The organism is Micromonospora profundi, from assembly GCF_011927785.1.
GTDB lineage: Bacteria > Actinomycetota > Actinomycetes > Mycobacteriales > Micromonosporaceae > Micromonospora > Micromonospora profundi.
Map to the genome: position 1 here is coordinate 6,396,417 of NZ_JAATJK010000001.1, position 13,181 is coordinate 6,409,597.

The 13,181-nt window shown below is 70.2% G+C and carries 13 protein-coding genes and 1 tRNA gene; 10 read left to right on the plus strand and 4 right to left on the minus strand.

Annotation, left to right across the window (positions count from 1 at the left end; all coding sequences use genetic code 11):
• Positions 1-225: 225 nt before the first annotated feature.
• The 3 genes from F4558_RS28620 (at position 226) to F4558_RS28630 (ending at position 1,896) form a co-directional block, all read left to right on the plus strand.
• Positions 226-1,038: a helix-turn-helix domain-containing protein gene (locus tag F4558_RS28620; RefSeq protein WP_167946777.1), complete on the plus strand. Its 813-nt coding sequence runs from the start codon at positions 226-228 to the stop codon at positions 1,036-1,038.
• On the plus strand, positions 1,029-1,211 hold the full coding sequence (locus F4558_RS28625; protein WP_167946779.1) for a DUF397 domain-containing protein: 183 nt from the start codon (positions 1,029-1,031) through the stop codon (positions 1,209-1,211). Before F4558_RS28620 ends, F4558_RS28625 begins: the two co-directional genes overlap by 10 nt.
• Before the next feature lie 88 nt (positions 1,212-1,299).
• A complete protein-coding gene (locus F4558_RS28630; RefSeq protein WP_053654441.1) occupies positions 1,300-1,896 on the plus strand; it encodes a GNAT family N-acetyltransferase in 597 nt (198 codons plus the stop codon).
• On the opposite strand, the gene F4558_RS28635 is transcribed toward F4558_RS28630, so the two are convergent.
• Positions 1,863-2,408 carry a CGNR zinc finger domain-containing protein gene (locus F4558_RS28635; protein ID WP_053655040.1) on the minus strand — a complete coding sequence of 182 codons (546 nt, stop codon included), beginning with the start codon at positions 2,406-2,408 and terminating at the stop codon, positions 1,863-1,865. The genes F4558_RS28630 and F4558_RS28635 overlap by 34 nt on opposite strands.
• 86 nt (positions 2,409-2,494) lie before the next feature.
• Between F4558_RS28635 and F4558_RS28640 the strand changes: the two genes are divergently transcribed.
• The 3 genes from F4558_RS28640 (at position 2,495) to F4558_RS28650 (ending at position 6,104) form a co-directional block, all read left to right on the plus strand.
• Complete coding sequence (locus tag F4558_RS28640) at positions 2,495-3,454, plus strand: EamA family transporter (protein ID WP_167946781.1); 960 nt, start codon at positions 2,495-2,497, stop codon at positions 3,452-3,454.
• Positions 3,455-3,511: 57 nt separating this feature from the next.
• Positions 3,512-4,225, plus strand: coding sequence for an HAD family hydrolase (locus F4558_RS28645; RefSeq protein ID WP_053655038.1), 714 nt, complete (start codon positions 3,512-3,514; stop codon positions 4,223-4,225).
• Positions 4,226-4,412: 187 nt separating this feature from the next.
• Positions 4,413-6,104 carry a S8 family serine peptidase gene (locus F4558_RS28650; RefSeq protein ID WP_053655036.1) on the plus strand — a complete coding sequence of 564 codons (1,692 nt, stop codon included), beginning with the start codon at positions 4,413-4,415 and terminating at the stop codon, positions 6,102-6,104.
• A 287-nt stretch (positions 6,105-6,391) separates the two neighbouring features.
• Here F4558_RS28650 and F4558_RS28655 read toward each other — a convergent pair whose 3' ends face one another.
• Together F4558_RS28655 and F4558_RS28660 are read right to left on the minus strand one after the other, a co-directional pair.
• Positions 6,392-7,462, minus strand: a complete 1,071-nt coding sequence (locus tag F4558_RS28655) for a hypothetical protein (RefSeq protein WP_167946783.1) — start codon at positions 7,460-7,462, stop codon at positions 6,392-6,394.
• Between the two features lie 136 nt (positions 7,463-7,598).
• Positions 7,599-8,207 (minus strand): IclR family transcriptional regulator, encoded by a 609-nt coding sequence (locus F4558_RS28660; protein ID WP_209274816.1) that lies wholly within the window; start codon positions 8,205-8,207, stop codon positions 7,599-7,601.
• A 182-nt stretch (positions 8,208-8,389) separates the two neighbouring features.
• Between F4558_RS28660 and cysS the strand changes: the two genes are divergently transcribed.
• The gene (gene cysS, locus F4558_RS28665; RefSeq protein WP_053654432.1) at positions 8,390-9,805 is read left to right on the plus strand and encodes a cysteine--tRNA ligase; all 1,416 of its coding nucleotides are present in this window, start codon (positions 8,390-8,392) and stop codon (positions 9,803-9,805) included.
• Positions 9,805-10,950: a 23S rRNA (guanosine(2251)-2'-O)-methyltransferase RlmB gene (gene rlmB, locus F4558_RS28670; protein ID WP_167946787.1), complete on the plus strand. Its 1,146-nt coding sequence runs from the start codon at positions 9,805-9,807 to the stop codon at positions 10,948-10,950. Before cysS ends, rlmB begins: the two co-directional genes overlap by 1 nt.
• A 133-nt stretch (positions 10,951-11,083) precedes the next feature.
• Here the strand turns inward: rlmB and F4558_RS28675 are convergent, their stop codons facing one another.
• The gene (locus F4558_RS28675) at positions 11,084-12,175 is read right to left on the minus strand and encodes an ABC transporter ATP-binding protein (protein ID WP_053654429.1); all 1,092 of its coding nucleotides are present in this window, start codon (positions 12,173-12,175) and stop codon (positions 11,084-11,086) included.
• A 351-nt stretch (positions 12,176-12,526) separates the two neighbouring features.
• Between F4558_RS28675 and F4558_RS28680 the strand changes: the two genes are divergently transcribed.
• Both F4558_RS28680 and F4558_RS28685 read left to right on the plus strand, forming a co-directional pair.
• Positions 12,527-12,603, plus strand: a tRNA-Thr gene (locus F4558_RS28680).
• 241 nt (positions 12,604-12,844) lie between these two features.
• Positions 12,845-13,048, plus strand: coding sequence for a YrhB domain-containing protein (locus F4558_RS28685; RefSeq protein ID WP_376767587.1), 204 nt, complete (start codon positions 12,845-12,847; stop codon positions 13,046-13,048).
• Positions 13,049-13,181: the final 133 nt, after the last annotated feature.

The following is a 13,181-nucleotide window of genomic DNA, read 5'->3' on the forward strand; positions in this document are numbered from 1 at the left end:
TCCTTGGAGCCGAATCGGGTGGGACCGCCCGACCGGGGGAGCGGGCGGTCCCTGCGGCACCGACAGGCCCGGGGGACGGGGAGCGGCGCCGCACTTCACAGTCTGGTGATCGGGCGACTACGGTCGGAAGGGTTTGGTCGCGTCGTCGTAGTCGCCCTGTTTCGGGTGGTACCGCCACTGGCGGCCGACTGGAGTTGATCGTCGGCGGGGTGGAGGGCGGCAGGCATGGCCGATGGGCAGATGACGGCGGCGGCGTTCCTGATCGCGGAGCTTCGTCGGGCGCGAGCCCGACGGGGTTGGAGTCAGGACGAGCTGGCGAAGGCGGTCAACTACTCGGCGTCGATGGTCAGCGCCGTCGAGCTGGGCCAGCAACCGCCCACCGGCAAATACCTGGAACTCGTCGACCGCGCCTTGGACACGGGCGGCCTCTTCAACCGCATGTCCACCGAGCTTGTCAGCCTGGATAAGGCTCAGGTCTGGCTGCGTGGCTGGCGGAAGATCCTCGCGGAGGCGCGTGCGCTGCGATGGTTCGACCCACTCCACGTCCCTGGACTGCTGCAAACCGAGGACTATGCCCGCGCCATCTTCGAATCCGACCGTCTGCTCGACGCCGACGAGGTTGAGCGTCGGCTGACGGACCGGATGGACAGTCAGCGGATCCTCTACGAAGACCGACCGCCGCACCTCGTTGCTGTGGTCGACGAAGCGGTTCTCCGACGGCGCGTCGGAGGCCGGAAGGTGATGTGCGAGCAGTCTCTGCACCTAGCGCGGCTGGCGACTGAACACCCGAGGGTCCAGCTGCACGTCGTGCCGCGCACCGCCGACGAGTACCCCGGCCTGAACGGCCCGTTCATACTTGCCACGCTTGCCGACCACAGCGACCTTGCCTACCTTGGTGGCCAGATTGGTGGTCAGGAGCTCGACCGCCCAGCCGACCTACTCCATCTACAGTGGACCTGGGAGGCGACCCTCGGTCAGGCGTTGCCACCGCAGGAGTCGATCGAGGTGCTGAGGGAGGTGGCGGAGTCATGGAGTTGACCCGAGCCCAGTGGCGTAAGAGCAGCCGCAGCGGTTCCAACGACCAGTGTGTCGAGGTGGCTACGAACCTGGGGGACGTGGTCGGGGTGCGCGACAGCAAGGACCCGGACGGACCCGTGCTCGCCGTCGACGCGTACTCCTGGCGGCTCTTCGTGGCGGCGACCCCGCGCTGACGCGACCGCCTGCCGCGCGGCGGCGGTCGAGTTTCCCGCGCGGGTAATCGGCTCGACGGGTGTCGGGCGGCGGCGGGATGATCCGGTCATGGATGGGGATGGCCTGGTGGTTCCTGCGGGGACGGAGCGGTTGCGGTTGCGGCGGTTCACGGCGGCGGATGTGGATGCGCTTGTCGAGTTGGACAGCGATCCCGAGGTGATGCGGTTCCTGACGGGTGGCGCCGCCACACCGCTGGCCACGGTCCGCGACGAGCAGTTGCCGAGGCTGTTGGGCCAGTACGACCGGCACCCAGGGCTGGGCCGCTGGGCGGGGCTCGATCGGGCGACCGGCGAGTTCGTGGGGTGGTTCGCGCTCGACCCGTCGGCCGATGGTGACGAGGCGGAGTTGGGCTACCGGCTGCGTCGCGCGACGTGGGGGCGTGGTCTGGCCACCGAGGGCTCCCGGGCGCTGGTGCGGCACGCCTTCGACGTGGTCGGGGTGCGTCGGGTGTGGGCCGAGACGATGGCGGTCAACGACCGGTCGCGGCGGGTGCTGGCGAAGGCGGGGCTGCGCCATGTGCGGACCTTCCACGTGCAGTGGGACGACCCGATTCCGGGGACCGAGCACGGCGAGGTGGAGTACGAGTTGCGGGCGCAGGAGTGGGCGGCGGCTCAGGGGCGGCCCGCGGCCCGACGGGCACGGTAGGCGGTCACCGCCGCCCGGTTGCCGCAGCCGGAGTCGCAGAACCGCCGCGACCGGTTGCGGGACAGGTCGACGACCACGTTGTCGCAGTCCGGGTATTCACAGATCCGCAGCCGGCTCAGCTCACCCATCCGGACCAGGTCGGCGATCGCCATCGCCGCCTCCACTGCCATCCGGGTCGCCAGCGGTGCGTCGCGGGGCACGGCGTGCAGATGGTACGGCTGGTCGTCGTGCTGGATGAGCTGCGGCAACGCGCGGTGTTCCAGCAGCAGGCTGTTGACCACGGCGACGACCTCGGGCGGCTCGGCGTACCAGATGCGGCGCAGCCGGGGACGCAGGTCCCGGACGGCCTGCAACTCGGCGTCGTCGCACTCGTGCCGCCCGGTGTAGGCGTGCCGGTCGAAGTAGTTGTTGAGCGCGGCCACGTCGGGCAGGAGTTCGCCCTCCCGCCCAGCGGTGTTGACAAGTGCCGCGGCGGAGATCAGCGAGTGTTCCGTGTCATGAGCGAATAGCAACTTGACTCCTGTCACAGGTGCCACCTAGCGTCATCAGCGCAAGGGTAGTTTGCTCATGACATCTTTGCCGTCCCGAGGAGAGCGAAATGCACCAACGACCCGCCGCAGGCGCCATGCTGGCGGTGCTCTCCGCGGTCACCTTCGCCACCTCGGGCACCTTCGCACGTTCGCTCATCGACGCCGGCTGGTCGGCCGAGGCCGCAGTGGTCTGCCGGGTCGGCATCGCCGCCCTCGTGCTCGCGATCCCCGCGGTGCTGTCGCTGCGGGGCAAATGGCACGTGCTGCGCAGCAACCTCACGGCGGTCGGGATGTTCGGCCTGCTCGGGGTCGCGGTAGCCCAGGTGTGCTTCTTCAACGCCGTGCGCTACCTGCCGGTCGGCGTCGCGCTCATGCTGGAGTACCTCGGCATCGTCCTCGTCGTCGCGTGGATGTGGCTGCGGCACGGGCAGCGTCCCCGCCAGCTCACAGTGATCGGCTCGGTGGCAGCCCTGTGCGGCCTGGCATTCGTGCTGGACGTCACCGGCACCGGCAGCTTCCACCCCGTGGGCGTGCTCTGGGGGCTGGGTGCCGCAGTGGGTCTGGCCGGCTACTTCGTACTCGCCGGCCGCGCCGACCCCCGGCTGCCCTCCGTGGCCCTGGCCAGCGGCGGAATGGCCGTCGGCGCCGTCGCGCTGCTGCTTGTCGGGCTGACCGGCCTGCTGCCCCTGCACGCCACGTTCGGCGAGGTCACCTTCGCCGGGCAGCGCACCAGTTGGCTGCTGCCCATCGCCGGGCTGTCACTGATCGCCGCCGTCGTCGCGTACCTCACCGGAGTCGCCGCCGCCCGCATCCTCGGTGCCCGCCTGGCCTCATTTGTCGGGCTGACCGAGGTGCTCTTCGCCGTGCTGATCGCGTGGCTGTTCCTCAACGAACTGCCGACCGCCTGGCAGTTGTTCGGCGGCACGCTGATCATCGCCGGAGTCGCGCTGGTCCGCCTCGACGAGATGCGCGCAACGCCGGCCATGCCCGTACCGCCCAAGCCCGCGCTGGCCGTCGACGGGCGGTGAGACAGTGGGTCGCGCCTGTCGCGCCTGGCCTCCGATGGCGGTGAGACAGTGGGCAGCGTGCTGACCACCGTGGTGTTCGACGCCGACGAAACACTGCTGGACCTGAGACCGGCGGTGACCGGCGGGCTGATGGCCGTCCTCGACGACATGCGGCGACGGACCCCGGCCGCCGCCGACGTGACACTCGCCGAGTTGGAATCCGACTGGGGTGCGGTCTTCGGCGAACTCAGCGCCGCCCCGGTGACGGAGATCCGCCGTGCGGCGTTGACCCGATCGCTGGCCCGCGCCGGGCTTGACGACCACCTGGACGAGATCGCCGACCTCTTCTTCGCCCGCCGGTTCGCCCTCACCCGTCCCTACCCGGACGTACTGCCGGCGCTGGCCACGCTCCGCGCCCGGTACACGCTGGGCTTCGCCACAAACGGCAACAGCCGCGCCGAACGCTGCGGGCTCGCCGGCGAGTTCGCCTTCGAGGTGTACGCGCACGACAACGGCCTGCCCAAGAAACCCGCCCCGGAGTTCTACGCGGCGGTGGTCGCGGCGGCCGGCGTCCCGGCCAGTCAGATCGTGTACGTCGGTGACTCGTGGGTGCACGACGTCGTCGCACCCCGCAGTGCCGGCCTCCGCTCGGTGTGGCTGAACCGGACCGGCCAGGCTCGTCCAGACGGATTCCCGCCCGCCGCCGAAGTGTCAACGATGGCCGACCTGCCTGCGGTGCTAGTCGACCTGCCGGCGGTGTCGGGTGGTCTGCCTGCGCTGCCGGCTGGTTGACCTGCGCTGTCGGTGCCAGCCGGCGGCGCTCGCCGATCATCCAGCGGTGCCGGTCGATCCGGGTGGGGTGGCTGCCGACCTGGCCGGATCCGGCAGAGAATCACCGTCATGATGGACGCTCGTCTGGCGGAATCCCGCTAGGTGTTGTGTGATGACGCCACGTCCCTCAACGAGAGGATCCGATGTGGTGAGCAAGCGCTTCACCGTCGGCGCTGTCGCAACCGCGGCAGTGCTGGCGCTCACGGCAGCGGGACTGGGTGTACCAGCCAGTGCCGCGCCTACCAGCTCCCGAACCTTCACCGTCGTCGCCGAGGACGGTGTCGCGGCCGAGACGGCCGTCGCCGCCATCAAGGCAGCCGGTGGCACTGTCGTGTCCCGGTCCGACGAGGTCGGGATGTTCCAGGTGACCAGCGACCGGGCCGACTTCGCGGCCAAGGCGACCGCCGCCCCCGCGCTGATCGGCGCCGCCGAGCAGAAGGCGATCGGCCGCAAGCCGAAGCTGGACCGCGTCGAGCAGGAGCACCTGACCAGCGCCACCAGGGCCGCCGCCGGTAAGGCGGCCAAGAAGGGCGCCAAGCTGGACCCGCTCGACGATAAGCTCTGGGGCCTCAAGATGATCGGGGCCGACAAGGCCCGCAAGATCGAGCCGGGTGACCGTCGGGTGACCGTCGGCGTACTGGACACCGGCGTCGACGCCAGCAACCCGGACATCGCGCCGAACTTCAACTGGGCGCTGTCGCGCAACTTCGCACCGGACCTGGTCGACATCGACGGCCCCTGTGAGGTGGCGAGCTGCCTCGACCCGGTCGGCACCGACGACGGCGGGCACGGCACCCACGTGGCCGGCACCATCGGCGCCGCCGCGAACGGCTTCGGTCTCTCCGGTGTCGCGCCGAAGGTCTCGCTGGTCGAGCTCAAGGGTGGCCAGGACTCCGGCTACTTCTTCCTGGACCCGGTTGTCAACGCTCTGGTGCACGCCGGCCGGTCCGGTATCGACGTGGTCAACATGTCGTTCTACGTCGACCCGTGGCTCTTCAACTGCACCGCAAACCCGGCCGACTCACCGGAGAACCAGGCGGCGCAGCGGGCCACCATCAAGGCCATGAAGCGGGCCTTGAACTTCGCCCACAACAACGGCGTCACCCTTGTCGGCGCGCTCGGCAACAGCAACATGGACCTGGGTGCGCCGCGCACGGACACCAGCAGCCCGAACTACGGTGGCACCGCCCCGTACCCCCGGCCGATCGACAACAACAGTTGCTGGGACCTGCCCGTCGAAGGCCCGCACGTCATCGGGGTGTCGGCGGTCGGCCCGTCCGGTAAGAAGTCGGACTTCTCCAACTACGGCACCGAGCAGATCTCCGTGGCGGCGCCGGGTGGCTGGTTCCGGGACGGCTTCGGCACCGACACGTTCCGCACCGACGCCAACATGATCCTCTCGACGTACCCGAAGCACGTGCTCCAGGAGGAAGGCTCGGTCGACGCCGACGGCAACATCGTCGCCGGTTTCGAAGAGTCGGTCTTCAAGCAGTGCAAGGCCAACGGCGAGTGCGGCTACTACACCTACCTCCAGGGCACCTCGATGGCGTCCCCGCACGCCGCCGGCGTCGCCGCGCTGATCGTCAGCCGGCACGGCAAGCCGGAGCGTCGCGGTGGCTTCGGCATGTCGCCGAACCTGGTCGAGCAGCACCTCTACCGGACGGCTGCGGAGCACGCCTGCCCCGAGCCGCGCCTCCAGCAGTACCGCAACGAGGGCCGGGACGAGACCTACGACGCGTACTGCGCCGGTGGGGTCAACTTCAACGGCTTCTACGGCTACGGGATCGTCGACGCCTACGCGGCGGTGAAGACCCCGCTCAAGCCGAACGCCCGCCCGTAACGCACCACGTCGGGGCCCGGAGACACCTGTCACCGGGCCCCGACCCGCGTCCCGGCGTGTTCCGGCTTCTGTCCCGGCGTGTGTCCGGCGTTGTCCGGCCCGTGGCCCGGGATTGTCCAGCCCGTGCCGCGGTTGTCCGCGGCGGCCAAGGCTTGATCGACTCGGGTTCCTGGAAATCGGGGTGTCGAGGCGAGTGGGATAGCCCGGTTTCCAGGAACCCGAGATGCTCTTGGCCGGTCGAGCCGGTCGAGCCGGTCGAGCCGGTCGGGGGCGGCCGGGGTGGTGGCTCACCGGCGCCACCCGCGGGCGACCAGCGCAGCGCGTACCTCACGGAGCACCGCGGGGAACTCGACGTGCAACCGTCGGCTGGTCACGTGCAGTACCAGCCAGCCCGCCCCGACGAGCAGGTTCAGCCGGCGGCGGTCGCGGTGCAACTGTTCCGCGTCCGCATGCCACTGCCCGTCGTACTCGACAGCTACCCGGTATTCCGGCCAGGCCAGGTTGGGATGCAGGACGATCCCCTTGGGCAGGCGTACCGGATGTTGAACGGCCGGTCGCGGCAACCCGCCCAGCACCAGGCGGACTCGAAGTTGCGATTCTGGCGGGGATTGAGCGCCGCCGTCGGCCAGGCCGAAGATCCAGCGCGCCCGACGTGCACCGAAACTGTCCGCGTTGCGGGCAGCCATCTCGGCCAGCGTGTCGCTGTCGGTCAGGCCCTGCCCGAGCATCGTGTCGACGATGGTCACCGCCCGGATCGGATCGAGCCATACTGCCGTCTCCCAGGCGGCCCGCCCCGGGTCGGAGCGGGGAATCGAACCTCGCTGCTCCCGGAACTCCCGCCCCGGTGCGGAGCTGGCGACCGAGGTGTCCGGCATGCGGACGGGCTCCAACCTGGCGACGCTCATCCGCCCGTCGCCCGGCCCGGTTGCCCGCGTGTTGCCTGAGCTGACCCGCGCCGCGCTGCCAGGTGTGGTTCCGGATCGCTCATCGGCACTGGTTTCGGGGGACGGAACGCCGACGTCGACGTGCACGCGGAGACCGCGCTGGGCACCGACCCGCAGCGGTCGGGGCACGAGGACGTGGACGTCGTCGGTGAAGGCGGCGGCGTGTTCGACACCGTGCAGGTAGGCGGCCGAGGGGCCACCAACGATCACCCCGGGAGGTAGCCGGAGGAGAACGGCGCGACAGGCAAGGGCGTGGTCGCGGTCCAGTCGTGCGTCTGCGTACACGTCGTGGCGCACCCGCACCCAGGCGGCGCTGCGCAGTTGATGTTCGGTGAGCAGGCCGTCCCGGACAGCGTCGGAGCCGCGGAAGACCTGCCAAGCTAGGGCCTCGGGTCGATGTGGACGTGGTGGCATGACGAGCAGCCTGCCGACCGCCCAACGCCGGCGGATACCCCTGTGGATAACCTCGCCAGGCCGCCCGGCCGACCCCTGTGGACAGCCGCCACGTCGAGCGCCGGCCGTGTTATGGCCGTCGATCAACCGGCGGCCGTCAGCGCAGGGCGGTGGAGACGGCGATGGCGGCGGCGAGCACCTGAGGGCCGACCGTGTCGACGTCCAGCGGGGCGAGCGCGACCACGCCGACGCTCGCCTCCAGGCCTGGTACGCCGAGTACCGGTGCCGCCACCCCGTACGCCCCGGACTGCAACTCACCACTGCTGCTCACCGGCTCACTCATTCCTGCCCGGCCCGCGAGGATCGCCCGACCCGCAGCACCCCGGTCCAGTGGATGCCGTGCCCCAGTCCGGTACGCCACGTGGAACGACGTCCAGCTCGGCTCGACCACGGCCAGGGCGACTCCGTCTCCGCCCTCGACCACTGTCAGGTGCGCGGTTGCCCCAGCCTGCTCGGCAAGCCGGCGCAGGGCGGGTAGCGCACCCTCGGCGAGCAGTGGTTGAGCGCGGCGGGCAAGGTGCAGTACGCCGACACCGAGCCGGAGCTTGCCGTCGCTGTCGCGCCGCAGCATTCCGTGATCGATGAGCGGAGCCACCAGCCGGTAGACGGCCGCCCTTCCGATGCCGAGCCGGGTCGCCGCCTCGGTAACGGTCAGTCCGCCTGGCGCGTCGGCGACCAGGTACAGCAGCCGCAGCCCACGGTCCAGCGTCTGCGCCGTCTCCCCGCCCCGCCCCGCGACCGCGCCGGCACGCCCGGCGACTGCCTCGGCCTGCCCAGGGCTGGTGGAGGTGGCGGGTGGCTCACCGGGGTGTGCGGTCGGATCCACGCAGGCAGCGTACGACCCGGCACCGGCGGACCCGGACAGACACGGACGGCTACCCTTGTACGGTGACGCTACGCCTGTATGACACCGCCACCCGATCGGTGCGGGACTTCGTCCCGCGGGAAGCCGGCAAGGTGGGGGTCTACCTGTGTGGTCTCACTCTTCAGGCTCCGCCGCACATCGGCCACCTTCGCTCCGGCGTCAACTACGACGTGCTGCGCCGTTGGCTGCTGTCGGCCGGTTACGAGGTCACGTTCATCCGCAATGTGACCGACATCGACGACAAGATCCTGGTCAAGGCGGGGGAGCAGGGTCGGCCGTTCTGGTCGATCGCGTACGCGAACGAGCTGATCCTCGCCGAGTCGTACCGCGCGTTGAACGTGCTGGCGCCCACCTACGAGCCGCGCGCCACGGGGCACATCCCCGAGATGCACGAGCTGATCATGAAGTTGATCGCTGACGGGCACGCGTACCCGGCGACCGACGGCTCCGGCGACGTCTACTTCGACGTGGCGTCCTGGCCGACGTACGGGTCGCTGTCGGGTCAGTCCCCGGACGCGATGCAGTCGGCCGGTGACGCCCCCGATCGAGGTAAGCGGGACCCGCGTGACTTCGCGCTCTGGAAGGGCGCCAAGCCGGACGAGCCTGCGGACGCCTACTGGCCGTCGCCGTGGGGGCTGGGCCGTCCGGGCTGGCACATCGAGTGCTCGGCGATGTGCTGGCGCTACCTCGGCCCGGAGTTCGACATCCACGGCGGTGGCCTGGACCTGACGTTCCCGCACCACGAGAACGAGATCGCCCAGTCCAAGGCGGCCGGGCTGCCGTTCGCCCGTTACTGGGTGCACCACGGGCTGCTCAGCATCGGCGGAGCCAAGATGGGCAAGTCCGCCGGCAACGCGCTGGGCCTGGCGTACGTGGAGTCGCTCGGGGTGCGGCCGGTCGAGCTGCGGTACTACTACGCCGCCGCCCACTACCGCTCGGTGATCGACTACTCGGAGGATTCGCTGCGCGAGGCTGCCACCGCGTACCGGCGGATCGAGGGTTTCGTGCAGCGGGCCGCCGAGCGGGTGGGCGCCGGGCAGCCCGGCGGACTTCCGGCCGGCTTCGTCGCGGCCATGGACGACGACCTCAACACCTCCGCCGCGCTGGCGGTGTTGCAGCAGCACCTCCGGGACGGCAACACCGCGCTGAGCGTCGGCGATGATGTGACCGTCCGCACCACGCTGGCCGATGTACGGGCGATGCTGGATATCCTCGGCATCGACCCCTTCGACCCCGCGTGGACCGGTGGCGGCAGCTCGAACGATCTGCGCGCCGTGGTGGATTCCCTGATCGCGCTGGCCCTGGAGCAGCGCGCGCAGGCCCGGGGCCGCAAGGACTGGGCCGCCGCCGACGCGGTACGCGACCAGCTCAAGCTGGCCGGCGTGGCGGTCGAGGACACCCCCCAGGGCCCCCGTTGGACTATTGGAGAGCAGGACTGATGGCCGGCAACTCGCAGCGCCGTGGCCGGCGACTGACGCCGAAGGCGGGTGCCCCCAAGGGCTCCGGCGGCAAGAACAAGGATTCCCTGGCCGGGCGGGGTCGCACCCTGCCCGCCGACGAGCGACCCTGGCACAAGGGCTATTCGGGCACCGAGAAGCTGCCGCAGCGCACCGCCTGGAAGCAGGACAAGGAGCGTCGGGTGGCGGCCGAGGAGGGGCGTGCCCCGAAGATCGGCCAGCCGGGCAGCAAGGACACCACCTGGGGCAAGGGCGGCGGTCGTGGCGTGCCGGGCGGTCGGGGCGGTGCCGCCGGCCGAGGTGGTGCTGCCGGTCGTGGTGGCGCTCCCGGTCGGTCTGGCCCCCGGGTCGCGCCGGGGCGTAAGTCCAACCCATCCAAGGACACGCCGGAGCTGCTTGTCGGTCGCAACCCGGTGCTGGAGGCGCTGCGCGCACAGGTGCCGGCGACGGCTCTCTACACGGCCCAGGGCATCGACACGGACGACCGGATCAACGAGATCCTCCGGACGGCCGCCGACCGGGGCATCGCCATCCTGGACATCAGCCGGGCCGAGCTGGACCGGATGACCGGCGGGGTGCTGCACCAGGGCGTCGGGTTGCAGGTGCCGCCGTTCGCGTACCAGTCTTTCGAGGACATGGTCGTCGCGTCCCTGGAGCAGCCGGCGCCGCTGCTGGTCGCGCTGGACGGGGTCACCGACCCGCGCAACCTGGGTGCGGTGATCCGCTCGGCCGCCGCGTTCGGCGCGCAGGGTGTCTTCGTACCCGAGCGGCGGGCAGCCGGGATCACGGCGACCGCCTGGCGAACCAGCGCCGGCGCGGCCGCGCGGGTGCCGGTGGCCCAGGTCACCAACCTGACCCGGTCGCTGAAGGCGTGCCGGGACGCCGGCTTCATGGTGGTCGGCCTGGACGCCGACGGCGACACCGACCTGTACGACCTGGAGGCCGCCGTCGGCCCGCTGGTGGTCGTGGTCGGCTCCGAAGGGCGCGGGTTGTCCCGCCTCGTCGGGGAGACCTGCGACCTGACCGTCAGCATCCCGATGATCTCCGAGGTGGAGTCGCTCAACGCCAGCGTGGCCGCCGCGGTCACCCTCGCCGAGGTGGCCCGCCGCCGCTCGGTCGAGCTGTAACAACGCCGACGAGGCTCCTCCCGGTCCGCCGGGAGGAGCCTCGTCGCATGTTCGGTTCCGGTGGGTTCAGGCGTCGGTACGACGAAAGGGGCGGCCCGCCGCAGCGGACCGCCCCCATCGGTACGGCGTTACGTCAGATCCGGCTGCCGGTGGCGGCGTGGAAGACGTGGCTGCGGCCGGTGCGCGGCTTGACGAACACGGTGTCACCCATGTTCGGCATGGTGCGCCGGTCGGTGCGGACGACGAAGCGCTCCGAGCTGCCACCCAGCGCGGCGTGCCCGTAGACGTTGGCGTCCGACCCGAGGTCCTCGACAAGCTCGACCACGACCGGCATGCCGCCCTCGGTCGGGCTGACCAGGTCGCAGTCCTCCGGGCGGAAGCCCACTGTCACCTTGCCATCGCCGCCCTCGGCGCGGGCCGCGGCGACCTGCTCGCGGGTCAGCGGGATGTGCAGCTCAGCGAACTCCGCGCCCTGCTCGTTCAGCGGAACGGTCTTGATGTTCATGGCGGGGGAGCCCATGAAGCCGGCGACGAACACGTTCGCCGGGGTGTCGTACAGCGCCCGAGGGGTGTCCACCTGCTGGAGAACACCGTCGAGCAGCACCGCCACCCGGTGACCCATGGTCATGGCCTCGACCTGGTCGTGCGTCACGTACACGGTGGTGACGCCCAGCTTGGCCTGCAACGACGCGATCTGGGTACGGGTCTGCACGCGCAGCTTGGCGTCGAGGTTCGACAGCGGCTCGTCCATGAGGAAGACCTGCGGCTCGCGGACGATCGCCCGGCCCATCGCGACACGCTGACGCTGACCACCGGAGAGCGCCTTCGGCTTACGGCTCAGGTACTCCTCCAGCTGGAGCAGCCCGGCGGCCTCCTTGACCCGACGGTCGATCTCCGACTTGGAGGTCTTGCGCAGCTTCAGGGCGAACGCCATGTTCTCGTACACCGTCATGTGCGGGTAGAGAGCGTAGTTCTGGAAGACCATCGCGATGTCGCGGGCCTTCGGGGGGAGGTGGGTGACGTCGCGCTGGTCGATGTAGATCGAGCCGGCGTCGACGTCCTCAAGACCGGCGAGCATGCGCAGGCTGGTGGACTTGCCACAACCGGACGGGCCGACGAGGACGAGGAACTCGCCGTCGCCGATTTCGAGGTCCAGCTCGTTGACGGCGGGACGCTCGGTGCCCGGGTAAATCCGGGACGCCTTGGAATAGGTGACCGTAGCCATGGTGAAGCGCTTCCTTTCACCGGCAGGAACGTGCCGGACGATCCGAGTGAAGGAGCGACCGGTACGAAGCCGTACCGGTCAGCGGACGTCGGGTCGCCACGAGGGCGGCTGATCGTCATCCGTGTCACTGCACCGTAAACGTGTTTCATCCCGCTGCCAAGGTGAGGGGTCGTCGGAAGTGAGTCAGCGATCAGGCATTCCGGTCACTCGGGCACGGTAGGACATCAATCGACACGTCCGATCGGCCCACTGGAGACGTACGGACGTCGGGTTGTTGACGTTTCCCGTGCTCGGGAGCCCTCGCGAGCGGGATATCCGGACGCCAGTCGCTATGCTGACCTCGACGCACGCGCCCCTGTAGCTCAGCTGGCCAGAGCACTCGCCTTGTAAGCGAGATGTCGCCGGTTCGATCCCGGCCGGGGGCTCCATATCCACCAGGCGCTTCCCGGACCGCAGGACCGGGAGCGCGGTGATCGACAGCAACGCTGACAGCAACCGGGTTGACGCAACCGCGCAGCCACCGCAGCGAAGGCAGCGGCCGGACTGTCGGGGTGTGCCGCCAACTGTCGTCCCGGCGTTAGGGTCGCGAGCACGACCGATGAAGAGGCTCGCGGGATCGCGTCTGGCTTCCTCGCTGACCGCATTGAAGAGTTCCGCACTGGTGAGTGGGTGATCAGCGGCGCGGAGGAGCACGAGACCGCATGGTCCGTGAGCTACCAGTCCCGCGCCTTCATCGAGTCAGGCCGCATCTCCGACGCGCTGGTCGGCAACGGGCCTGCGGTTGTGCCCAAGTCCGGCGCGGCCCCATGGCTGTCCTGGTCCGGTCGTCCGGTGGAAGAACAGATCGCCGAGGGCGGGCCCACCCTCGGCTGAACGCACTGACATGCCGCGATCCGCGCGGACGTCGGCGATGACGAGGGGTCCGCGGCTGCTGACGCCCGCGTTCGAAGACGGACGCCTACCCAACCGCACAAAGCGCCCAGAACTTGTAAGCGAGATGTCGCCG

What these genes read in the sequence shown, in the direction of transcription:
- F4558_RS28620 (WP_167946777.1), top strand. Translation starts at nt 226, where the DNA reads ATGGCCGATGGGCAGATGACGGCGGCGGCGTTCCTGATCGCGGAGCTT.
- F4558_RS28625 (WP_167946779.1), top strand. Translation starts at nt 1,029, where the DNA reads ATGGAGTTGACCCGAGCCCAGTGGCGTAAGAGCAGCCGCAGCGGTTCC.
- F4558_RS28630 (WP_053654441.1), top strand. Translation starts at nt 1,300, where the DNA reads ATGGATGGGGATGGCCTGGTGGTTCCTGCGGGGACGGAGCGGTTGCGG.
- F4558_RS28640 (WP_167946781.1), top strand. Translation starts at nt 2,495, where the DNA reads ATGCACCAACGACCCGCCGCAGGCGCCATGCTGGCGGTGCTCTCCGCG.
- F4558_RS28655 (WP_167946783.1), bottom strand. Translation starts at nt 7,462, where the DNA reads ATGCCACCACGTCCACATCGACCCGAGGCCCTAGCTTGGCAGGTCTTC.
- rlmB (WP_167946787.1), top strand. Translation starts at nt 9,805, where the DNA reads ATGGCCGGCAACTCGCAGCGCCGTGGCCGGCGACTGACGCCGAAGGCG.
- F4558_RS28675 (WP_053654429.1), bottom strand. Translation starts at nt 12,175, where the DNA reads ATGGCTACGGTCACCTATTCCAAGGCGTCCCGGATTTACCCGGGCACC.